Annotated in this window: 22 protein-coding genes and 3 tRNA genes; 4 read left to right on the forward strand and 21 right to left on the reverse strand. The window is 44.0% G+C overall.

The window, feature by feature from the left end; translation table 11 throughout:
• The first annotated feature begins 56 nt into the window (after positions 1–56).
• The 3 genes from AKG33_RS06210 to AKG33_RS06220 all read left to right on the forward strand — a co-directional run bounded on the left by AKG33_RS06210 (position 57) and on the right by AKG33_RS06220 (position 365).
• A tRNA-Lys gene (locus AKG33_RS06210) sits at positions 57–131 on the forward strand.
• A gap of 35 nt (positions 132–166) precedes the next feature.
• A tRNA-Lys gene (locus AKG33_RS06215) sits at positions 167–241 on the forward strand.
• Between the two features lie 49 nt (positions 242–290).
• Positions 291–365: transfer RNA gene (locus AKG33_RS06220), tRNA-Lys, on the forward strand.
• 113 nt (positions 366–478) lie between these two features.
• Here AKG33_RS06220 and AKG33_RS06225 read toward each other — a convergent pair.
• The 18 genes from AKG33_RS06225 to AKG33_RS06310 form a co-directional block, all read right to left on the reverse strand.
• A complete protein-coding gene (locus tag AKG33_RS06225; RefSeq protein ID WP_012031168.1) occupies positions 479–1,996 on the reverse strand; it encodes a DUF4139 domain-containing protein in 1,518 nt (505 codons plus the stop codon).
• Positions 1,997–2,047: 51 nt separating this feature from the next.
• Positions 2,048–2,989, reverse strand: coding sequence for a D-2-hydroxyacid dehydrogenase (locus AKG33_RS06230; protein WP_012031169.1), 942 nt, complete (start codon positions 2,987–2,989; stop codon positions 2,048–2,050).
• Between the two features lie 75 nt (positions 2,990–3,064).
• A complete protein-coding gene (locus AKG33_RS06235) occupies positions 3,065–3,670 on the reverse strand; it encodes a MarC family protein (protein WP_012031170.1) in 606 nt (201 codons plus the stop codon).
• A 262-nt stretch (positions 3,671–3,932) separates the two neighbouring features.
• Complete coding sequence (locus AKG33_RS06240; RefSeq protein ID WP_012031171.1) at positions 3,933–4,340, reverse strand: stringent starvation protein B; 408 nt, start codon at positions 4,338–4,340, stop codon at positions 3,933–3,935.
• 40 nt (positions 4,341–4,380) lie between these two features.
• Entirely contained in the window at positions 4,381–5,028 is a 648-nt protein-coding gene (locus tag AKG33_RS06245) for a glutathione S-transferase N-terminal domain-containing protein (protein WP_012031172.1), read from the reverse strand.
• Between the two features lie 100 nt (positions 5,029–5,128).
• Positions 5,129–5,872: a Nif3-like dinuclear metal center hexameric protein gene (locus tag AKG33_RS06250; protein WP_012031173.1), complete on the reverse strand. Its 744-nt coding sequence runs from the start codon at positions 5,870–5,872 to the stop codon at positions 5,129–5,131.
• Positions 5,872–7,131, reverse strand: coding sequence for a UDP-N-acetylglucosamine 1-carboxyvinyltransferase (murA, locus tag AKG33_RS06255; RefSeq protein ID WP_012031174.1), 1,260 nt, complete (start codon positions 7,129–7,131; stop codon positions 5,872–5,874). The genes AKG33_RS06250 and murA overlap by 1 nt, the downstream gene beginning before the upstream one ends.
• The gene (locus AKG33_RS06260; RefSeq protein WP_012031175.1) at positions 7,131–7,355 is read right to left on the reverse strand and encodes a BolA/IbaG family iron-sulfur metabolism protein; all 225 of its coding nucleotides are present in this window, start codon (positions 7,353–7,355) and stop codon (positions 7,131–7,133) included. Before AKG33_RS06260 ends, murA begins: the two co-directional genes overlap by 1 nt.
• Positions 7,345–7,653: an STAS domain-containing protein gene (locus AKG33_RS06265; RefSeq protein WP_012031176.1), complete on the reverse strand. Its 309-nt coding sequence runs from the start codon at positions 7,651–7,653 to the stop codon at positions 7,345–7,347. The genes AKG33_RS06260 and AKG33_RS06265 overlap by 11 nt, the downstream gene beginning before the upstream one ends.
• Positions 7,653–8,249: an MlaC/ttg2D family ABC transporter substrate-binding protein gene (locus AKG33_RS06270; RefSeq protein ID WP_012031177.1), complete on the reverse strand. Its 597-nt coding sequence runs from the start codon at positions 8,247–8,249 to the stop codon at positions 7,653–7,655. Before AKG33_RS06270 ends, AKG33_RS06265 begins: the two co-directional genes overlap by 1 nt.
• Positions 8,250–8,270: 21 nt before the next feature.
• Complete coding sequence (gene mlaD, locus AKG33_RS06275) at positions 8,271–9,083, reverse strand: outer membrane lipid asymmetry maintenance protein MlaD (protein WP_012031178.1); 813 nt, start codon at positions 9,081–9,083, stop codon at positions 8,271–8,273.
• A gap of 8 nt (positions 9,084–9,091) precedes the next feature.
• Entirely contained in the window at positions 9,092–9,880 is a 789-nt protein-coding gene (locus AKG33_RS06280) for an MlaE family lipid ABC transporter permease subunit (protein ID WP_012031179.1), read from the reverse strand.
• A complete protein-coding gene (locus AKG33_RS06285; protein ID WP_012031180.1) occupies positions 9,864–10,679 on the reverse strand; it encodes an ABC transporter ATP-binding protein in 816 nt (271 codons plus the stop codon). Before AKG33_RS06285 ends, AKG33_RS06280 begins: the two co-directional genes overlap by 17 nt.
• A 24-nt stretch (positions 10,680–10,703) precedes the next feature.
• Positions 10,704–14,798, reverse strand: a complete 4,095-nt coding sequence (locus AKG33_RS06290) for a translocation/assembly module TamB domain-containing protein (protein WP_050708040.1) — start codon at positions 14,796–14,798, stop codon at positions 10,704–10,706.
• A gap of 70 nt (positions 14,799–14,868) precedes the next feature.
• Entirely contained in the window at positions 14,869–16,668 is a 1,800-nt protein-coding gene (locus AKG33_RS06295) for an autotransporter assembly complex protein TamA (RefSeq protein WP_012031182.1), read from the reverse strand.
• Positions 16,669–16,670: 2 nt separating this feature from the next.
• Positions 16,671–18,197, reverse strand: coding sequence for a murein biosynthesis integral membrane protein MurJ (gene murJ, locus AKG33_RS06300; protein WP_012031183.1), 1,527 nt, complete (start codon positions 18,195–18,197; stop codon positions 16,671–16,673).
• Positions 18,194–19,048: a methylenetetrahydrofolate reductase [NAD(P)H] gene (gene metF / locus AKG33_RS06305; protein ID WP_041729555.1), complete on the reverse strand. Its 855-nt coding sequence runs from the start codon at positions 19,046–19,048 to the stop codon at positions 18,194–18,196. Before metF ends, murJ begins: the two co-directional genes overlap by 4 nt.
• Position 19,049: 1 nt before the next feature.
• Complete coding sequence (locus AKG33_RS06310; protein WP_012031185.1) at positions 19,050–19,289, reverse strand: hypothetical protein; 240 nt, start codon at positions 19,287–19,289, stop codon at positions 19,050–19,052.
• Positions 19,290–19,415: 126 nt separating this feature from the next.
• On the opposite strand from AKG33_RS06310, the gene AKG33_RS06315 reads away from it, so the two are divergent.
• Entirely contained in the window at positions 19,416–20,714 is a 1,299-nt protein-coding gene (locus AKG33_RS06315; protein ID WP_012031186.1) for a DEAD/DEAH box helicase, read from the forward strand.
• A gap of 2 nt (positions 20,715–20,716) precedes the next feature.
• Here AKG33_RS06315 and AKG33_RS06320 read toward each other — a convergent pair whose 3' ends face one another.
• From AKG33_RS06320 to AKG33_RS06330, 3 genes are all read right to left on the reverse strand, one after another.
• The gene (locus tag AKG33_RS06320; RefSeq protein ID WP_012031187.1) at positions 20,717–21,379 is read right to left on the reverse strand and encodes an NAD(P)H-dependent oxidoreductase; all 663 of its coding nucleotides are present in this window, start codon (positions 21,377–21,379) and stop codon (positions 20,717–20,719) included.
• Positions 21,380–21,453: 74 nt separating this feature from the next.
• Positions 21,454–21,906 (reverse strand): chemotaxis protein CheX, encoded by a 453-nt coding sequence (locus AKG33_RS06325; protein WP_041729918.1) that lies wholly within the window; start codon positions 21,904–21,906, stop codon positions 21,454–21,456.
• A complete protein-coding gene (locus AKG33_RS06330; RefSeq protein ID WP_012031189.1) occupies positions 21,906–22,274 on the reverse strand; it encodes a response regulator transcription factor in 369 nt (122 codons plus the stop codon). Before AKG33_RS06330 ends, AKG33_RS06325 begins: the two co-directional genes overlap by 1 nt.
• Positions 22,275–22,278: the final 4 nt, after the last annotated feature.

Below are 22,278 nucleotides of genomic sequence, written 5' to 3' on the forward strand. Positions count from 1 at the left end.
CGATTCCTTCACGGCCCACCATTTTTGCTGTTTCAATCTCTTTTTAATGATTTCTTGGGTCGTTAGCTCAGCGGTAGAGCAGTTGGCTTTTAACCAATTGGTCGAAGGTTCGATTCCTTCACGGCCCACCATTTTTGCTGTTTCAATCTCTTTTTAATGATTTCTTGGGTCGTTAGCTCAGCGGTAGAGCAGTTGGCTTTTAACCAATTGGTCGAAGGTTCGATTCCTTCACGGCCCACCATCGTTATCAGTAGTCGATAGTTTTATCTCTCTTGTGTTTCTCATGTTTTGGGTCGTTAGCTCAGCGGTAGAGCAGTTGACTCTTAATCAATTGGTCGAAGGTTCGAACCCTTCACGACCCACCAAATCTTTTCTAAAGTGTACCGTTTCTCAATAGATGGATTTTAGAGTGGTTTGATATTTTCTCCTTCTGTATTTTGAGGCGATTAACGTTTTGTTAACCGCCTCATTTTTTTATCTATTCACTCAATATTTTATCTTTTGGATAACTGATATCGTAATTAAATTCTATCGTTTTATCTGCATTGCTCGGCACCGTTTCTTTCCACAACAAAATCCCTTTAATTTGGTCAACATCGCTTTGATCGGGTTGACGCGCAAATTGCGGCATCACTTTCACATCTGCTTCCTGACTGACGGGCAGTTGCGCGTAAAAATGCAACGGTTTTTCATGTTCGGACAAATTACGCAACACAAATTTTTGGCGATATTGCCGCACTTTGCTTGGATTAATCACGCCTTTTTTATCATCAAAATCCGGCGTATCTGATACCGTAACGGATAACTGTCCGTCCTCGCCAAAACTCATTTTTTGCGCGCTGCCACCGTGCCAAACTTCGCTTTCATAACGTTGCGTAATCATCAAACCATCGCGCAAAATCCGCATATTACCGGCAAAAAAATGTATATCTTGCGGTTGAGTCCAACGCGCAATTAATAAAGCTTTTTCAGGCAACGCCCATTGATAAATGGCACTATAAAGTTCTGTTTTTGCTTCACCTTGCCAATAAGTGATTTGCTGCTCGCTGTCATCGGATAAAACGTCATAATTTGCTGAAAGCGTTGCCGTAAAATCCAATCCCGAACGATCGATTTCGCTGCTGGCTTCTGCTGTCAGCGCCATAGGAACAGCGGCAATGCCCGACATACGTTTACCACTGGCTGCGGGATCCAAATATTCCTCTAAATGAACGGAACGACTATAAAAAGGCGGCAATGAATAATGTTGCGGCGGCGTCATTGCCAAAGTCAGCTGCACATTATGCCAATCTAAACCCGTTTGCTGACTGACCCGTGCTGAAGCCGTCATCTGCACAGTTTTTTGTTCCGTATTTAAATTAATCGTGCTGTATGGCTGCCAGCGTGCGGCGTGCGTTGATTCTTCCAAATGAATGCGTACCGTCCCCATTTGCGCGACTTCAATTTGCAAACGATAAACATCTTCCGTTTTTTCTGCTTTTCCTTCTTCATCTTCAAGTTGCGCGCTTAATTGTTGAATTTCTAACTCCGTTTGCGCGATTTTTTCTTGTAATGTTTTGGCATATTGCATGCGTTCTGCGACTTTTCTCTCGGAAGATTCCAAAGTATCGGGATTTTGTTCCAAAGACGATAAAAAATTACCCATTAATTTTTCATGCAAAGAAACTTCATATTCCAAAACTTTCAATTGCGCTTTTGCATTTGCTAAAGCCACCGCGGTTGCGCTCGGTTGATGCAAATCCGTACGATGCACGATGCTTTGACTGTGTAATTTCGCGCCGCGCACATCAATCACCGCCATTTCTTCGTTCAACGGTTGCGTAATAAATACCGTATGCACGCCCGTTTCATTAATATTTAATACCGCATCTCGTTTTATCAAAGCGCCATCTTGATATAACACCACCGCAGTTGCCGGCGCATCAATCGTAAATTCTGCCGCCGATGCGGTAAAACTCACCAACATTATCGCTGCACATAATCGTTTTAACTTCATTTTTTGCTCCTTTGTGGAAAAAATAAAAAAGAAGATGATTTATTGTTGCCTTTATTTAGCCGATGAAACAATAAAATTGCTCACTTGTGTTGATAAAATCGCCCATAACTGTTGCTGTGATTCGAAACTTGCCCAAGCATTATGCGGTGTCAAAATCACCCGCGGGTGATTGGCAAACTGCAACAGCGGATTATCTGCTTCTGGCGGTTCCGGCAGAAAAACATCACAACCCAAACCTGACAATTGTCCTTTTTGTAATGCTTGCGCGACGGCTTCCGCCTCCATCACCGCTCCGCGTGCTACGTTAATTAAAATCGGCGCGCGTTTCATCATAGCGATGGTTTGATGATTGATTAAATGTTTGGTTTCTGCGGTTAAAGGACAATGCAAAGCAATCACATCGCTTGCCGCCATCACGGTTTCAAAATCGGTATAACGATCATCGCGCGGCGCGCGTCCCAATCGTTCCGCCCATAACACATTCATGCCAAATGCCTGCGCGAGTTCCGTTACCCGATGCGCGATGCTGCCAATGCCAACCAAACCTAACGTTTTTCCTTTGAGATCCCACAATGCGGGCGTACTCAAACTAAAGCGTCCATCTTTTATCCAAGCGCCGCTTGCTACGCTGCGATGATGCGCCGATAACGCGCGCATGGTTGCCAAAATCATCATAAGCGTATGTTCTGCCACGCTATCAGTGGAATAACCAGAAACATTAAACACTTTAATGCCCTGTTTTTCGGCAGCAATTTTATCAACATTATCAGTACCTGTAGCCGTAATCTGGATTAATTTTAATTGTGGTAATTGCGCGAGAAGTTCCGCATCAAACACAATTTTATTGGTGATAATGATGTCCGCCTCACAACTGCGCGCGATTACTTCCGCAGGTTCACTGCGTTCAAAAACGCGCCAATCGCTCACGCCAGCAGGCGCTGGTAAAGAAACATCTGCGGCAAAAGTAGCTCTATCTAAAAAAACGGCTTTCATGGTGATTCCTCAATGTTTATCATAAAAAAGAGGGAGTAAAACTCCCTCTTCGATCATAACAAAATCTCAAATAAACTAAGCGCCTGTCGCTTGTAATGCCATATAAACATTAAGCATCATTTGTACAGAAATTGAGATTAAAATCATACCCATTAAACGTTCTACGGCTTTTAATCCGCGTTTGCGCAAAATTTTGAAGAAAAACGGCGCGCATAAAAAAATCAGCAAAGAAATAAACCACGAAATCGTCATTGCAAAAAACCAGCGCGTCGTCAAACTGGGATCACTTTCCACCATCATAATTAAAGTAGCAAGCAAAGAAGGTCCGGCAACAAAAGGAATTGCAATCGGCACAATCAACGGCTCTTCTTCGCCTTCGGTATCATCAGCGCCCATCACGCTGCCGCTTCTTAACGGGAAAATCATTCTTAAGGCAATGATAAATAAAACAATTGCGCCAGAAATGGAAACGGCTTCACGCGAAATATTTAAGCCGTGCAAAATCGACGAACCGCCAAACAAAAAAACCACCATAATGGCGTAAGCAATACATAATTCACGCAATAAAACAATGCGTTGCCGTTTCGGCGATAAATTTTTTAAAATCGACAGAAAAACGGGGACGTTTCCCAATGGATTGATAATTAAAAATAAAGTTAGAATTGCTGCTGTTAGCGACATAATTTCACCTATAAAATAAATAATGAAACGGGACAATTTGCCCGAGGAGTTTATTTGCGGTTTTCACGAAAAATCATGATGTCATGATTATTGGTTTTCTGATTTTTAATGGTTAACCACAAACAATATTACCAATCGACTTTTTCCCCTAAAAAATCACTTAGTGGCTGTTAAAGCCGGCATACGATACCCGTTTTTTTTCATAATGGAAACCCCGCCCAACCCTACTTTTTGTTTATGTTTTAACGGGTTTGGCAACGGGTCATTTAATAATTTTGAGATGAGGCGCAGATTCGGTTTTTTCTGATTTTTTTTGCGCATCGGTAACGGGTTTTGGCGCGCCGTCTGCCAGTTTTGGCGAAAGTTCAAATTCCATGCCTTCTTGTTTTTCTCGCGCAAAAATAGAGGCAACGGCTTCAATGGCAACCGTCACTGCGCGCGATTCTCCATTAAACCGTGCCGTAAAATAAATATAATCATCTTCAATAACGCAATCTGGAGAAGCTTGCGGCGAAATATTTAAAATGAGAAATTCGTTTTCTAAAAATCGATCGGGAACGCCATAAACCCAACCTTTATTCGGATAAGCTACCGCAATCTGCGGCGTGCAACCATTATCGACAAGCCATTGATAAATGGCGCGTAATAAATAAGGTTTTTGACTGGTCATGACGTCCCCTTTTCTTTAAAAAAACAAAACTGCGGCGCGGTTATTCGCTCACCGTCCGCAAACCACTTTCATATTTTGACAACGCGGCAACAAAATAATCTTGCTTAAAGTGATAATCCATATAATCAATTAGCGGTTGTGCGGCGGCAGTTTTAGGCAAACTGATTTCAAAACTTTCCAAACGCCATAAAATCGGCAACATACAACAATCCAGCAAAGATAATTCCGTGCCGATGGCAAAGTGGCTTTCTTTTAATAAAGGAGCAATCATTAAAACCGCTTCCCGTAATGATTTAATCGCCGCTTTTTTCTTTGCCGCGCTCATTTTTTCGTGTTCAATTTGTTCAGCAAGCGGATACCAATTGTTTTCAATTTCCAAACAAAATAAACGAATTTTCGCCCGTTGATTGGCTTCAATAGGCATCAATGCCGGATGCGGAAAACGTTCATCTAAATATTCGCTGACCACGCGATCATTAAATAAAACCAAATCGCGATCAATCAACGTTGGCAATCGTCCCGTAGGATTAACTTCCAACAAATCTTCCGGCAAATTATCGGGATCGATATCGATATATTCGATTTCCAAATCTTTTGCATGACACACAATGCGAATCCGATGGCTAGAAATATGTTTGGGACTGGATAATAAAGCCAATCCACTGCGTTTTTGACTCAAAATACTCATGCTTCACCCATAAAATAAAACCCACAAACTATTTATTGCTTACTGCTTGCGAAAAAATCGCTTCAATAAAACAAAAAAAATAATGATGAACTGAAAACCATTAAAAAGGATTATCTTCATCAAAAAAGAATATCTTCAATCCTTGCGTTGCCGCCAAATAATCGCCCAAAGCACGAACGCCAAAAGTTTCCGTGCTGTGATGTCCGCAAACCAAAAAAAGCATATCGCATTCGCGCGCTTCGTGATAACTGCGTTCTGCGTACTCACCCGTTAAAAACGCATCGGCACCTTCGGCATGCGCTTGTAATAACAAATCTTGCGCCGCACCCGTACACCACGCAATTTTTTGAATCATTTTCTGCGTATTGCCCACTGCAATAATCGAACGTTGCAAAATCTTTTCCACCGCCGCAATCCATTGCGACGCGGAAACGGTTTCAATATCGCCCTGCCATAAAAAATCATCAAACGATGATTGGCTGATATTGTGCGCTGATAATGCTTGACCAAACAAAGCGTTATTTCCTAAAGTAGCGTGTTGATCCAGCGGCAAATGATACGCCAATAAATTAATCTCGTGATGCAACAAAGTAGCGATTCTTTTTCTTTTAACGCCGACTAATTCCGCCGCTTCCCCTTTCCAAAAATAGCCGTGATGAACGAGCAACGCATCGGCATTATTTGCCACCGCAAAATCAATTGCCGCCTGCGATGCGCTTACCGCCGTAACCACCGTTTGAATTTCTGCTCGTCCGGCAATTTGCAAACCATTGGGCGCATAATCGCGAAATTTACGAATTTGCAACAACTCATTTAAATGAGAAACCAAAAAATCGCGCTGCATTACGCTTCCTGAATCCGTTCAATCTGCGCGCCCAAACCGCGCAATTTCACTTCCATCGCCTCATAACCGCGATCGAGGTGATAAATACGACTGATCACCGTTTCGCCTTCTGCAGCAAGCGCCGCAATCACCAAACATGCTGATGCGCGCAAATCCGTTGCCATAACGGGGGCGCCGCTTAATTTTTCCACGCCAAACGTGGTCACCGTATTGCCTTCAATAAAAATCCGCGCACCCATACGCGATAATTCGGGAACGTGCATAAAACGATTTTCAAAAATCGTCTCCACAATCGCCGCGCTGCCGTGCGCCACACAATTTAACGCCATAAATTGCGCTTGCATATCGGTTGGAAACGCCGGAAACGGCGCCGTTCTCAAACTCACCGCCTGCAACGGTTTTTTAGCTTCCAGCGCAACAAAATCCGCGCCGCGCCGAATGCTACACCCCGCCGCTTCTAATTTCTCCAATACTGCTTCTAATAATTGCGGTGATGTCTGCCGCGCCACAATTGAACCGCCCGTAACCGCCGCGGCGACCAACAGCGTTCCCGTTTCAATCCGATCGGGCAAAGTTCGATAATGGCACGGGTGCAATGATTCCACGCCTTCAATCGTTAATGTTGACGTACCAATGCCTTTAATTTTTGCGCCCATCGCGTTTAAACAGTGCGCTAAATCGCTGACTTCTGGCTCCAGCGCGGCATTATGCAAAACCGTTGTGCCGTCAGCTAAAACGGCTGCCATCAAAATATTTTCGGTACCCGTAACGGTCACCACGTCCATGGTTAACGTTTGCCCGCGTAACCGGCTCGCTTTTGCTTCAATATAACCTTCGCAAACGTCTACTTCGGCGCCCAAAGCCCGCATACCTTTAATATGTTGATCAACGGGACGTGCACCAATCGCGCAACCGCCGGGCAAAGAAACTTTTGCCTGCCCAAAACGCGCGAGCAACGGCCCTAAAACCAAAACACTCGCCCGCATCGTGCGTACTAATTCATACGGCGCCACCGGATTGGTAATGTTTGACGCGTCAACGCTGACTTGATTTTCCGCCGTAAAATGCGCTTTGGCGCCCATTTCATTGAGGACGGCTAAAAGCGTGTTGACATCGCGCAACCGCGGTACGTTATCAATAACGGTGGTACCTTTTACCAACAAAGTTGCCGCTAAAATCGGCAATACCGCATTTTTTGCGCCGCTGATGGTAACTTCACCTTCCAAACGCCGTCCGCCCATAATTTTTAACTGTTCCATCAGTCGCTTACCTTTGTTTTTAAACTCAATGCATGAACTTCATTACTGCTGATCACATCTTCCAACGCTTTTAAAACCATACGATGCTGTTCCAAACGCGAATGCCCTGCAAACGCCGCAGAAGTCACCGTTGCTTCAAAATGCACGCCATCAACGCTGGTCACAATCACATCAGCTTCACCTAAAGCGGCGATAATTTTTTGTTTAATTAAATCAGTCTGCATATTCCGTCCATGCTTGAAAATCAATTTGATACAGCGCTGCCAATTCGGTAATACTCGCCGGCAACGGTCGCCAAACAAGGTGCGCATTTTGCTGCCGACAATAACGGCACCACCAAATCAAAGCCGCAACGCCCGCGCTGTCGCATTGCCGCACAGCGTGCGCATCGACGGTAATCCGTTCTGGCAATGCTTGCGAAAAGCGAGAAAACGGCTTTTGCGCTAATGACAACTGCGTTAATGTTGCAGATAAATGTAAAACGGCGTCAGCGTCAATCGTGCCGAGCGGAGTTTCTATCATTACTGCATCGTCCGCATTTTGGCGATTAATTGATCAACGCTACCTTGTTGCAATTCGGTATCAAAAGTATTGCGATAACTCGTCATCAGCGATACGTTTTCAAAAGTTGCATCGTAGACTTTCCACGCACCATTTTTGAAATAAACCGCAATAATCACGTTTGCATTCGCATTGCTGCCCGAAACTTGCGCGCGAACTTGCGCCCGTTGATATTTATCCACGCTCGGCACGTTGAGCACGCGCACGCTAGCGCCGGCATAATTTTGCCAACCTTTGGAATACACGCGAATCAGCAATTCACGAAAAGCAGTGGTAAAAGCGTCAAATTTGCCGCTATCTTTCACGCTCTTTAAATGTTTTCCCAAAGCAATTTCAGACATTTTGACAAAATCTAACTGCGGTGCAATTTCGCGACTGATAAATTCATGAAACGCCGCCGGATTGGCGTCGTAAGTAGCTTTATTATTATTTAAATCTTGCGTTAACCGCGCGATTTGCGTTTCCACTTCCATTTTTGCGCTTTCGCCCGTTGGTTCTGCGGCAAAAACCGCCCCGCTCAATAATAAAGCCGCAACGGCTAAAAAATGCTTTTTCATCTTTTTTCCTCGTTTAAAAATTTAAGATTTTCCCAAACCGGTTACAAATTGAGAAATTAACTTTTCCAGCACCACGCTGGAATTCGTGTATTGAAAACTATCGCCATCAACGAGCATCGTCGATTCGCCGCCAACGCTGATGCCAATATATTTTCCACCAATAATACTCGTACTTAAAATATCAGCGCTACTATCAATCGGCAACCGGTTAAATTGGCGATCAATTTCCAGTTGCACCACTGCCATAAAGGTTTCTTGATCTAAATGAATGGATTTCACGCGCCCGATTTGCACGCCGGCTAAAGTCACCGGTGCATCAATCGTTAATCCGCTGATATCATTAAATTTTGCTTCTAAAAGATAAGACGATTCCGGATAAAAATTCCCTTTTCCGCCGCCGAATTGTTGTAATAACTTCTCTAAAACCAAAGCACCGCCGGTGCGGATTAAAGTATCATCTTGTTTTAAAACATCTTTTGATTCGCCCGATAAAATCCCGATATATTTTTCCCCCAGCAAGCCCGCGGTTAAAATTTGCGCCGTACTATCTGCCGGCAAAGAAAAACGTCCATCAATATCCAAACTCACCACCACTTCTGCAGTTTTCGGATCTAACGTCATACCGCTGATTTGTCCAATTTGAACGCCCGACATCGACACCATCGCCTGTTTTCCCAAACCGCTGACATCACCAAAACGCGCATAAATGCGATATGTATCCTGCGCCTGAAAACCGCCCAAACGGCTGGCTTTGAGTCCTAAAAAAAACAATCCGCCCACTGCCAATAAAACAAAAAAACCGACAACGGACGCAATTCCATGATTTTTTTTCATAGCTACCTCTATAGAGCAAACATCAGCGATGTTAACAAAAAATCAACCGCCAGCACTGCTAACGATGACAACACGACGGTTTTCGTTGTTGCCTGCGCCATACCTTGCGCCGTCGGCACGCATACAAATCCCTGAAAAACGCTAATCGCCGCACACAACCAACCAAAAACCAAACTTTTTACCCCAATCCCCAGCACAATATTTTGATAAAAACCAACGCCGCGTTGTAATTGCGACCAAAAAATGCCGTTATCCAACCCCAAATGCGGCACGGCAACCCAATAAGCGCCTACCATCGCAGTGGCAACAAAAATAATAGCGAGCAACGGCAATGCCAATAAAGCGCCGAAAAAGCGCGGCACGCCAATTTGCGCGAGCGGCTCAACGCCCATCATCGTCATCGCGTCTAATTGCTCGGTTGTTTTCATTAAACCAATTTCTGCGGTAATAGCGGATCCGGCGCGTCCGGCAAACAATAAAGCCGTCACCACTGAACCTAATTCACGCATCAAAGAAAGCGCTACCAAAGTAGACGTTGATTGTTCGGCGCCGAATAACGACATATTAATAAACGCTTGCAGCGCTAAAACCATGCCAACAAATAATCCCGAAACCATAATAATGGGTAACGACAACACGCCAGCATGAAACAACGCTTTAATCCACAACATCGGGCGCCGCCATAAAATCGACAATTGCCAATGTAACTGCAGCGTTAAAAAACTAAACTCGGCTAACGCGGCAAGTTGCGTTAACACATAAACCCCAATTTGATTGATTTTAGCGATGATCCGCATCTTCGCCTCCCAATAATTCTTGACGATAATCCACCGCCGGATAATGAAATGCCACTGGACCGTCAGCATAACCATGAAAAAATTGTGCAACCAATGGATCATCGCTTGCCATTAAACGTTCTGGCGTATCATAGGCAGCGATTTTTCCTGCTGATAGCAATAAAATTTTGTCGGCAATTCGACATACTTCCACCAAATCATGGCTTACTACCAAACTGCTCATGCCCAAACCACGGTTTAAATTTTTCACCAACGATGTCAACATCGCCAAAGAAATTGGATCCTGCCCCGTAAACGGTTCGTCATAAATCATCAATTCAGGTTCCATCACCATAGCGCGTGCTAAAGCTGCCCGCCGCGCCATACCGCCGGATAATTCGCTGGGCATTAAATGCGCCGCACCGCGCAATCCCACCGTTTGCAGTTTTAAGGAAACAATAATATCAATCAGCGCTTGATCCATATTCAAAACTTCTTTCAGCGGAAATGCGACATTTTCACCAACCGTCATATCGGTAAACAACGCATTATTTTGAAACATCATGCTTATCCGTCGCCGCAATTGCATCAACTGTTTACGATTAAGTTGCCCGATATCTTCACCCAAAACGGTAATTTTGCCCTGTTGCGGTTGCAATTGTCCGGTAATTAAACGCATCAAAGTGGTTTTACCGGTGCCGCTTGGTCCCATAATTGCGGTAATTTCGCCGGCGGCAATTTCCACGCTGATATCATCAAAAATTGTGCGCCCGCCACGCGCAAACCGCACATTTTCTAAACAAACAACTGTTTCCGTCACACCCAAAACTCCCGCTATAACTCGTTAATTCGTTTCAAATTCATAAGAAAAATCAACCGCATTTTCCAGCGGCTGCGCGCTCGCTTCCACGCTCAAACGATCGGTAATTTGATAACGCGTTAAAAATTTGGTGATGCTGGTAAAAAAATCCGATTGCATGCCGATATAAATATCTTCTAAAAGATACTTTCCAGCTTTTAAACCACCAATGCCGAGCTCGAAAACGTCCAAACCCGTTTTTTCCGCCACACCTTTCGGAAACATGCCCTGCGTTCCTAAAACGGCAGCCGTTTGCAATAAAGCCGTCGAATCCGTTGCCGCATCGGGCGGGCGTCCAAAAACCAAATACGACAAAATCGCCGAATCAGGCATTGCCGGATCAGAAGTTAACGTTAACTGCATTTGTTGCACGCTGCCGTGAATTCTGGCGCCGGCTTCTACATGTTTAATTTCGCGCAGCACCAAAATATCGAGCACGGGATTGGTAATATCATTGGAAAACGTAATCCAGCCGCGGCGAATATCCATTTCCTGCCCGTACAATTCATATTTTCCCTGCGCCACTTCAATCCTGCCGCGCCCTTTTAACGCGCTGTTCGGTTCGGCGACCACGTCTAATTTACCAATTAACCGCAATTTTGCTTTGCCGCCGGTAAAAAAAACGCGATCGCCTAATGTCACCGCAATATTGAGAGCCACCGGCGATTTTTGTTCACCGTTTTTTTCGGATACCGGTTGATTCACAATCACCACATCTGGCGAAATCGCAGTGGCGGAAGACGTATCAGGAATATCAATTTTCGCTTCGGAAATAGCAATATTGCCGCGCACCGCAACGCCCGAATCAGGACGAATGCGAATATCAAAATTTGGGCTGGCAATTAAACGGATTTTTTTCGAATTGGCTAAAAGTAATTCTTTTCCTGATAACGCCAATTGCATGGTCAGCGGCTGCAAACGCAAAACGCCGTCTGCCGTTAAATTGCCTTTGGGTGTGCCGATATTACCTTTAATATCAATATCACCGCTTTTTTGCGCGCTGATGCGTAAACGAATATCTTTTAATTCCGTTGCGTATTCCGGCACCACAACTTTGCCGTTTTCTAAAAAAATCTCGCCATAAACCCGCGGTTTTGCCACCGCGCCGGAAAAAGAAACATCGCCTTTAACGCGTCCTGTTAATTCCGAAATTTGCGGCACTAAATAGCGAAACGTTCCCACGTCAGCGATATCTAAATTTAACGTTCCTTGAATGTGCGGTTGCGAAAATTGACTGATTAACGCTTCCGCGCGCACGCGTCCGCTATCGCCTAAATCAAGCAATAAACGGTTATTAACTTGCGTCGCGCTCATTTTGCTTTCCAGCGTCGCAGTTTTTAAATTGATCATTAAAGGCGGTTTATCCGGCAATATCATTTGAATTTTGCCCGCGGTTAATTGCAATTGACTGTGACCGCGCAGCGCACCATTTGCCTCAATTGCCACCGCGCCGGCGCCTTTTAATTGCGTTTCCAGCGTTATATTTTTAGGAATAAAGGCTTGAAAACTTTTGGGATCCAGTTTTTCAATACGATAATCCACTGCCATCGTCGCCGCTTTTTTCGCCGTCACGCACAACGCCGAAAACGCATCAGCCAAACATAAATCCTCAATACTCAATTTTTCCGCAGCAATATCAATTGCGCTGGGGCGGCGTAATTGCCAATGAAGATCCGTGCCGGTCAACGTTAATTGCTCCAATTTTCCCGCCCACCGATCGCGCCCGATAAATCCACCTTTGGCTTGCAATGAAGGATTATAGTTACCGCCTTCCGATTGAAGCGTTACACGATGCGCATCATAACTGCCGTTCGTCGTTAAACGCAGCGCTGGCCATTGTTGATCGGCAACATCAATCCCTTTAAGTTCAATATGATTTTTAAAAGCACCGCCTGCCGTCAACGCGCTATCGGTTTGCATAGAAAGCGCGCCCAATTTGTACTCCTGATAAGCCAAATGCTCGCCGCTGATTTTAGCTTGCAAATGCGGCGCTTGCAGCGTGCCGTTTAATTTTGCTTGCGCATACAATTGACCGCTGATTTTGGGATAAAGTGCCGCTAATTTTTTGCCGTCAATCAATAAATTAACATCAATTTTTTGCGCGTTAACGTTGCCATCAGCCACAAAATGATTATCGCCAATAAAAATATCGGCTTTATCAATTGCCACGCCATTTTGAGCACTTTTGATCTGCATTTCACCTTTTAAGCGTTCGCCCAACCAATGCCCGTCAAGCTTTTTCAAAGCAAGCGCTGCCAACAATTCTTCCGCGTTTTTACTGCCTTTCGTATGAAATTCAGCGCTGATCTGGCTTGAAAATTCTGGCAATAATTTTTGCAAATTAAGATGCGAAAGCGCGCCGTCAAACGACCAATCGAGCGTTGGTTGATAATTCAAACGACCATTAAGTTGTGCGGTGCCGTCTAAAGTGTGCACGGTTAACGCTATTTTTTCTGCCGCATTTTGGGTTAACTGCGTTTGCGCTTGAAAACGGGTTTCTGGAATACTTTCCCCCGCCATTTTGCCCGCGCTTTTTACCGCAATCCCTTGTTTTAAATCGCCGTCAAAATCCAGCGTGCCCTCGGCATTAATACTTTTTTGCCAACGCAGTTTTTGCCACTGCACCGCGCCTTTTAATTGCGGATTGTCCAATGAACCGCCCAAATGCGCATCAACAGCAATGGCGCCGCCCAAATCCGCCGCCAATTTTTCCAAAGCGCGCGCATCAATTTTCAGTGACAAATCCGCTCGCTCGGGACGCGCAAAACCGTTTGCTGTTATCAAATTATCGGCGAAATTTAATTTAAATTGATCGACTTTTAATTCTTTGCCCAATAATTCCACGCGTCCGCTGCCATTAATGGGATATTTTTGCCAGTGTCCGAATAAATTTTGTAGCTGCAATTGGGCGGAAATACCTTCTTCCGTTTGTTTTCCTTCGCTGCTGATGGAACCTTCTAATTTCAAATCCAAATTTTGGTTGTATTGCCGCGCGTCAATGTGATCAAAAGCCAAATGCGTTTGCCAAGAAAAGGGCGCCGTATGCACATCGCCGGTTAAACGCGCGCTACCGCCTAAAGTATGCACCACGGCATCAAGCATACGAACGGCATCAGGCGCCAATTGCGCGCTCAATTCCAAATCCGCCGCCGGAATATTTTTGCCAGTAACCGCGGTTTTAACGTTCAAATTTAAATCGTCAAACGCGCCCACCAATTGCGCACTACCTTCTTTAATGGCGACGGCATCGGGCGCATAAAAAACCGTCCAATTGCTATTTAAATCTAAATGTTGTTTTGCCAGTTCAACGATTGCCTGCGTTTTTAATTCCGCTTTCAACGCGCCCTCGGCAACCAATTTAACGTGAGGACGCAACGCGCTGCCCGTTATCGCTAATTGCGCAGTTTGTTTTTGCTGCGGGAAATCCAACTGCGTATCGGCAGCAATATCAAGCGGATAATCGCCGGTCAAATCCAGCGCGCCGTGAACGTTTAATTGTGCCGGCGGTAATTCGGATTCTGGTAACAATTGATCGGCTTGCAACGCGGTTTTAAGCGTGATGCGGCTGCCGGCGCCGTGCAATTCCGCGGAAAAAGTATCAAGCGCTAACAGATTTTTTCCGGATTGCTTAACATTTAATTGTTCAATTGCCAGCCGATCAATATCAATAATCAACGGCAATCGAATTTCCGGCAACTGCTTTGGCAACGGCGCCGATGGCGTGTCATCGTTTTTTGGGGATTCCGGCAAATCGATTTCCAAAGCGGTAGCGCTTAATTCGCGCACGTGAAATCGTTTTGCTTCAAAAGAAACCGCGCTATCGATGATGAACTGATCGCTGTGCAGATTCAGTCCCGCACCGGAAAAGGAACAATTACGCCAAATTTGCTGTGCGAATAAATGTCCACTAATGGCATCGCAGTGCAATTTAAAAGGTGTTAAATGATTAATCATTGTCGGTATTTTTTTAAAACCGCGTTCAGTGGTTAATAAAAGAAACGCGGTAATCGTCAGCGCAAACAATAAAAAAACACTGCCTAACAGTAACCGTTTAAAAAAAATCCCGATTGTTTTTACCATCAAATCCTGCCCCAAATTGAAAAAGATGCCGAACCGTTTTTCGCGTACAGTAAACGTCCGTTACAAATGTTTATAAATCCAATTGCGTTCCAATGGTGAGATGAATGCGCACATTGTCGCCGTAATCTTTGTCAAAACCGTGCCCCAAATCGAGGTGAATGGGCCCGACGGGCGATTTCCAATGCACGCCTAATCCCGCGCCCACTTTTGCTTTAAAATCATCTTTAAAGGCATCGCCAGCGTCTACAAATGCCGCCGCTGCCCAATCGTCTTTAAAATAATATTCATATTCTAAAGAAGTGGTTGCAAGATATTTGCCGCCGATGTTGGTATTGGAGCTGTCGCGCGGACCGATATATTCATAACCATAACCGCGAATGCTGCGGTCGCCGCCGGCAAAATAACGAAAACTCGGCGGTAAGCGTTGATAATCATCTGCCCAATTGGCGCCCAAATCGATTCGTCCAATCACGCGATTTTTGGCGTTAAATGGTTGAATATAAACGGCGCGAGCATTCGTTTGCGCAAAACTGATATCGCTTAATACGTTTTCAACGCCGCCTAATACTTCAAATTGAAATTGATATCCGGCATCGGGATTGAAGCGGTTATCGTTGGAGTTGTACGTCACGCTCACGCTGGGATACGTTAAAACTACTTCGTCTTTATCATTGCCGATGGTGAATTTTTCATATGCGGTGGTGATGCCCGCGCGCCAATCCCAATGATTTACGCGCCAGTTGTAACCGCCGCCGATAAAGCCGCGCCGGCTGGTGTAGCCCGTATCTTTAATTCTGCCGCCAAAATTGAGGTAGTAATAATCGGTGCTGGGGTGCGCCGCAGGAATGCGGTACATATTATTGAATTCACTATTTTTTCTCGAGGCATATAAACTGCTGGAAAAATTATGTCCATAACGATTGACCCAGCGCCAATCAAAATCGATTTTGCCGCGAATGCCAGAATCGGTGGAATAACCAATACCCAAAGCATAATGTTTGTTTTTATTCATTGTTAACTGCGCATCAATGGGCACAATTTTTTGTTCGGGATCAGGTTTTCCGCCCACTAAAACTTGCCGAAAATAACCGCTACTTTGTAAATCTTGTTGCAATTGCGTGATTTTGCGCGCTTCGTAAACCTCACCCTCGCGAATAGTAACAAAGCGTTGCAATAATGATTCATCGAGCGGCAAAATTTTGGGATTTTCGGATTGTTCGGCATTACTAAATTGCGTTTTTCCGAAATGATAACGTTGACCGCTGTCGTAATGAATCGCGATATCGGCGCTGTTTTGATCGGTATCAACGGCGATGCGTTTGGTATCAAATTTTCCATCAAAATAACCTTTGCGCGTTCCTAAAGCGGTGTATTCGTTTTTATACGTTTCATATTGTTGATGATTGAGCGCTTTGCCGGTTTTAAACGGGTGTTTAGTCATCAATTGACGAAATTCTGCATCTTCTTTAGCTTCGCCTTCGGTTTTAATATCAATCGTACGAATTAACGCCGGCGCGCCTAAATCCACGGTATAAATCACTTTAATTTTTTGATCGTTTAATTGTTTTTTATCAACGCGCACGTTGCTGTGATAATAACCAAATGGTTGTTGCGAGCGCTGAATTTCTTCCACGCCGTTTTCAATTAAATAATTGATATAACTTGGTTGCGTAATTTTTTCGTTTTTCACGCGCGACAACGCCAAAAAAGCGCGGGCGTTTTCTAACTGTTTTTTATCCTTAATACCTTGAATTTCAATTTCGCTAATCTTTTGATCGCGCAATGATTCTAAAGATTCTTGCGCCGCCGCGCTCACCATCACCGCACCTGCTAATGCACAAATGCCATATCGCCAAGTTTTATTAAACATGCTTATCCCTTCCTTAATTGTCGCCAGCGTACGCCAACCGCGTAAAGGCTGATGACGTAAATAACGATGCCTATCATAATTAATGCGCCTAAATAGCCCACGCGCATTCCGGTTGAACGCGAGAGCCAAGTATCCATACTTCCTTGTAAATAATAAAGAAATAAAGCCATAATGCTGTTTGCGGTCACGATTTGAAACAGGGGACGCTTCAAAGAAAAACGCGCCAATCGCCCTTCTCGATATAAAAAATAGAAAAGCAAAGCAACATTGACCACCGCGGCAACGCTACTTGCCAATGCCAATCCCACATGTCCCCATAAACGGCTGAACAAAACCGCAACCATTATATTGGTTGCCATTGCCACAATGCCTGCTTTTACCGGCGTTTTCGTATCTTGCCGCGCATAAAATGCCGGCGCTAAAATTTTCACTAATACTAAAAAAACCGCCGCGCAGCCGTAAGCGCGCAAACTCATTGTTGTCATTAAAACATCGTGTTCTAAAAAATTTCCGCCGTAAAAAAGCGTTACCAAAATCGATGGCGCCAACATTACCAGCCCCGTTGAAGCTGCAGAACCGATTAATAAACCCCAGCGCAGCGCCCAGATTAAAGTATCCGTGAATTGCGTTTCATTATTTTGCGCTTTTAATGCGCTTAATTTCGGCAAAATAACCGTACCTAACGCCACGCCGACCAAAGCAATCGGCAATTCTACCATTCGATCGGAATAATAAAGCCATGAAATGCTGCCGGTTGCGAGCATAGATGCCAAAAAAGTATTCATTAAAACCGTTAATTGCCCGACGGAAGAACCGAATAAAGTAGGAATCATCAAGCGCAAAATTTTTTGCACGCCAGCGTGATAAAAACCCCACCGCGGCATAACTAATAATTTTAATTTCCACAATAACGGCAATTGAATTGCCAATTGAATAATCCCGCCGATTAATACCGCCCAAGCGAGTTCAATGCCGCTGCTATCAGCATAAAAAGCGCGCCAAACGCATGCCATAATCAAAGTGATATTGAGAAAAACGGGCGTCAGCGCCGGCAGGGAAAAATAACCAAAGGTATTTAAAATGCCGCCTGCCATCGCAGTTAATGAAATCAATAAAATATAGGGAAAAAGAATTGCCAACATTTCTTTGGCAAGTAAAAACTGTTCGGGTTTTGCGGTTAATCCGTGCGCCACGGCAAAAATTACGCCGCCCGCGCCAAAAACGCCCAAAATCGTAATCACTAATAAAATGCCTAACAGCGTGCCGCTGGTATAACGCAATAAATCCGTTAATGCCGCCGGCGATGTGCTACGCGTGGCGGAAAAAACCGGCACAAAAGCGTTTGCAAAACCGCCTTCGGCAAAAAACCGGCGCAATGTGTTAGGAATGCGTAACGCGGCAAAAAAAGGATCGGTAATGGTGACGCCGAAATAGCGCGCAATCAGCATATCGCGCAATAATCCTAATACACGGCTGATTAACGTCATGATTGAAAAAACGGCTGATGATTTTGCCAACGAACTGATCATAATGCGTACCACCCTAAACGTTTTGCAATTTCAATTAAAGCATCGGCGCGATTCATCGTGTAAAAATGCAAACCAGGGACGCCTTCTGACACTAATCGTTGGCATAATTGCGAGACAACGTCCGCGCCAAAATCCAATAATGAAGCGCTATCTTCTTGATAAGATTCCAAACGTGTGCGAATCCAGCGCGGAATTTCCGTGCCGCAATTATCTGAAAACCGCGCCAAACGAACGTAATTCGTAATGGGCATAATGCCCGGCACAATGGGAATGGAAACGCCCATTTTGACTACGTCATCACGAAACCGTAAATAAGCGTCGCCGTTGAAAAAATATTGCGTTACAGCTTCATTAGCGCCCGCCGCACATTTTTCATAAAAATTAATTAAATCAATTTGTTGTGTTTGCGCCTGCGGGTGCGTTTCCGGATATGCCGCCACCACAATATGAACGCTGTCGCCCCATTGTTTGCGCACTAAACGCACTAAATCGCGCGCGCTCATAATATCGCCTAATTGATAAATTCCGGACGGCATATCGCCGCGTAATAACATAAGATGTTTGATGCCCAATTTTTGATATTGCGCCAACAGCGATGCAATTGCCCGTTTGTGAGACGCGACGCAGGTAATATGCGGCATAACGGCTCTTTCTGCTTCGCGACACAATGTTTTAACCAAGGCGATGGTTTGATCGCGCGTGGCGCCGCCGGCGCCGTACGTCACCGAATAATATTCACAATTTAAAAAAGATAACGCTTGACGCACTTCAGCCAGTTTTTTTTCTCCGATTTTCGTTGCTGCGGGAAAAAATTCGCAACTCAAACGTAATGAATTCGATTTTTCAATCATATTAACGAGATACGGGAACCGGCTCAATTAATAATACGGTTTTACTATTAACAATATAACTTTGTTCGTTAACATCTTGAAAGCGATAATAGCCGTCGTTATCTAATTTAGGTTTGGCGCGCGCGTATAAAGAGTCTCCCGTTAACATTTTTATTTCGTATAACGTATGCTTATCAGCTAAGGAGCCGATGCAACCGTTTAATAAAATGATCGCCACGCCGACACATAATCCTTTGAGCATAATCCACCTAAATTTTAGAAAATTATTTGGGGCGGAAGTATATCATTTGCTAAATACGCTGACAGCTAGCAATCGTGCTATACTCACGCCATTTCTTACTTTACCCATTGTTAATAACTTTTATTTATGACAAACGAAAATAAAAATACCGCACATTTTACTGATTTTCCGATTCATAGCGCTCTTTTAGAAGCTTTAGAAGATATTCATTTTACAAAAACAACACCGATTCAAGCACAAACATTGCCTTTAACTTTAGCGGGTTACGATGTTATGGGCATTGCGCAAACGGGAACGGGAAAAACAGCGGCTTTTTTACTTTCTTTAATGCATTATTTAATGACAAATCCCGTTCACCCAAAAGCAAAAGGTCCGTGGGCAATTGTTTTGGCGCCGACTCGGGAATTGGCAATTCAAATTAAAAAAGAAATGGATCTTTTGGGCGCTTATACGGGTTTGGTGAGTCTCGCGATTTATGGCGGCACTTCGATCGAGCATCAGAAAAAACTGTTTCAGGCGTGCAATGTTGACGTTATCATCGGCACGCCGGGCAGAATTATCGATTTATTCAAACAAAAAGTATTTCGCCTTAAAAATATTGAAGTATGCGTTTTAGATGAAGCCGATCGCATGTTTGATTTGGGTTTTATTGATGACGTGCGTTATTTATTGCGACAAATGCCGCCTGCTTATGAACGATTAAATTTATTATTCAGCGCCACGATGCCGCAAAAAGTGCAAGAATTGGCTTATGAACATTTCAACGCGCCGAAAGTAGTTGCGATTGAAAGCCAACAAACCACGGCAAACAATATCACGCATTATCTTTATCACACCGCAAAACACGAAAAAACACCTTTATTATTAGGACTTTTTGCCCGCGAACGTCCCGAGCGCAGCATGATTTTTTTAAATACCAAACACGATTTAGAACGGCTTAGTTTGGTTTTAACGGCTAATGGTTATCATAACGCGGCGTTATCAGGCGACGTTGCGCAGAAAAAACGCGAGCAAATTATTCGTGATTTTCAAGAAGGAACGGTTAATATCGTGGTGGCAACTGATGTTGCGGCGCGCGGCATTCATATTGACGGCATCACGCACGTTTTTAATTATGATTTACCACAAATTGCTGAGGATTACGTGCATCGCATCGGACGCACCGCGCGCGCGGGCGCATCGGGCACGGCAATTAGTTTTGCTTGCGAAGAATACGTTTATTCTTTGCCCGAAATTGAACATTTTTTAGGCGAAAAAATTCCGGTAAAACCCATTGAAGAATCTTTGATTGTAGACGTTATTCCGCCGAGCGATGAAGCGCTCGATGCTTTACGCAATGAAAAAGAAAGCCGCATTCGTATCCACAACCGCGGCAATCGTAAGCCGATGACGAAATCAATCCGCCGCCGGCGTTATCAAAAATAATATTATTCTACCCAAGAAACCAATTCGTTGAATGGTTTGCGGCTTTTCGGGCGCGGCTCTTTTGCGCGATAACCAAAAGTAACCATCACAGAAATGCCGTATTCTTGCGGATCAAAAACTTGTGCTTCCGCCAAAATACGGCTGACTTCCGCATAATCAAATCCTTCTATCGGGCAAGAATCAATGCCTAATAAGGCTGCTGCCATCATCATATTGGCTAAAGCGATATACGTTTGTTTGCTCGCCCAATCAAATAAAGTGCGTTCACTTTCTAAAATACGCATATCGTGTTCTTGAAATTTTTGGTAGACGGCAACGGCTTTAGCAATTTGCTCATCAGAAAGTTGCCGTTTTAACAATGCTTCTTTAAAAAAATCAGAATCATAACGCGCATTTTTCTTTGCCAATAAAATCACGAGATGGCTGGCGTGATCGATTTGTGTGGCAAGTCCCCAGCTAACAGGTTTGATTGCTTGGCGCAACGCTTTATTTTGTAAAACAACAAATTTCCACGGTTCGGAACCGACCGAGCTCGGCGATAAACGCGCACTTTCTAAAATGCATTGAAAATCTTCCTGACTGATTTTTTTCTCCGCATCATAATGGCGCGTGGCGCTACGAAAATGAAATAGTGATAAAACTTCTTCGGTGGTCATTTGAGACATTATTATTCCTTTGTGATCAAAAAATAGCCTGTAAAAACAGGCTATTCATCATATTTATACCATGCGTTCAACAATTAGCCTTCCTGTAAGCAAATGACAATTGCTGCGGCGTATTGTTTCCAAGTAATCGGAATAACATAAGAACGCGCATCTTTTGGTAAATAAATTTCGCCCGGTGTACCTTGGATAACCATCGGCACGGAAATCATAAAGGTTTCACCATATTCACTGCGCGCGTTACCAGAAATGGTATTAGCGATTTCGCCTACTAAATCCAGCATACTGGATTCATTATTATCATTTTCACCAATGGATAACAAAATGTGACGCAATAAAACTTTTGGCGCAGTGAAATAAACGCAACCGCGATAAGGTCCAGATATCCCAATAATGCCTGTGTAATCATGAGCTTTGGGCGTATTATTTTCGACCAAATACGGAGTTCCCACTTCTGCATTGATATTATTTACTTCATTGAAAAAGCGGTTTACGCCATCAATAAATACCTGCATTCTTTCTTCTTTAATCATGCCATATCCTCCATCATCTCGGTCAATGCATCTACAAGTTGTTCATCTGAAAATGGTTTTGTTAAAAAGCCATTGGCGCCTAATTCTAACGCTTTAATTCCAGTTGCCTTATCAGACAAGGCGGATACAACTAATATTTGAATTTTTGGGTTAATTTCAATCAAAGATTTTATACATTCCAAACCGTCCATTTCCGGCATTGTTAAGTCCATCGTTACGACGTCCGGATGTAAACTTTTACACAAACTAATAGCTTCCGCGCCATTTTTTGCTTTACCCACAATTTTAAATGGCGCATCATTGGGTAACCGCGCAATTTTGTTGCGGATAATCATCGAATCATCAACAATCATTAATCGATACATAATA

The sequence above is a fragment of the Dichelobacter nodosus genome (assembly GCF_001263335.1).
GTDB classification, from domain to species: Bacteria; Pseudomonadota; Gammaproteobacteria; order Cardiobacteriales; family Cardiobacteriaceae; genus Dichelobacter; species Dichelobacter nodosus.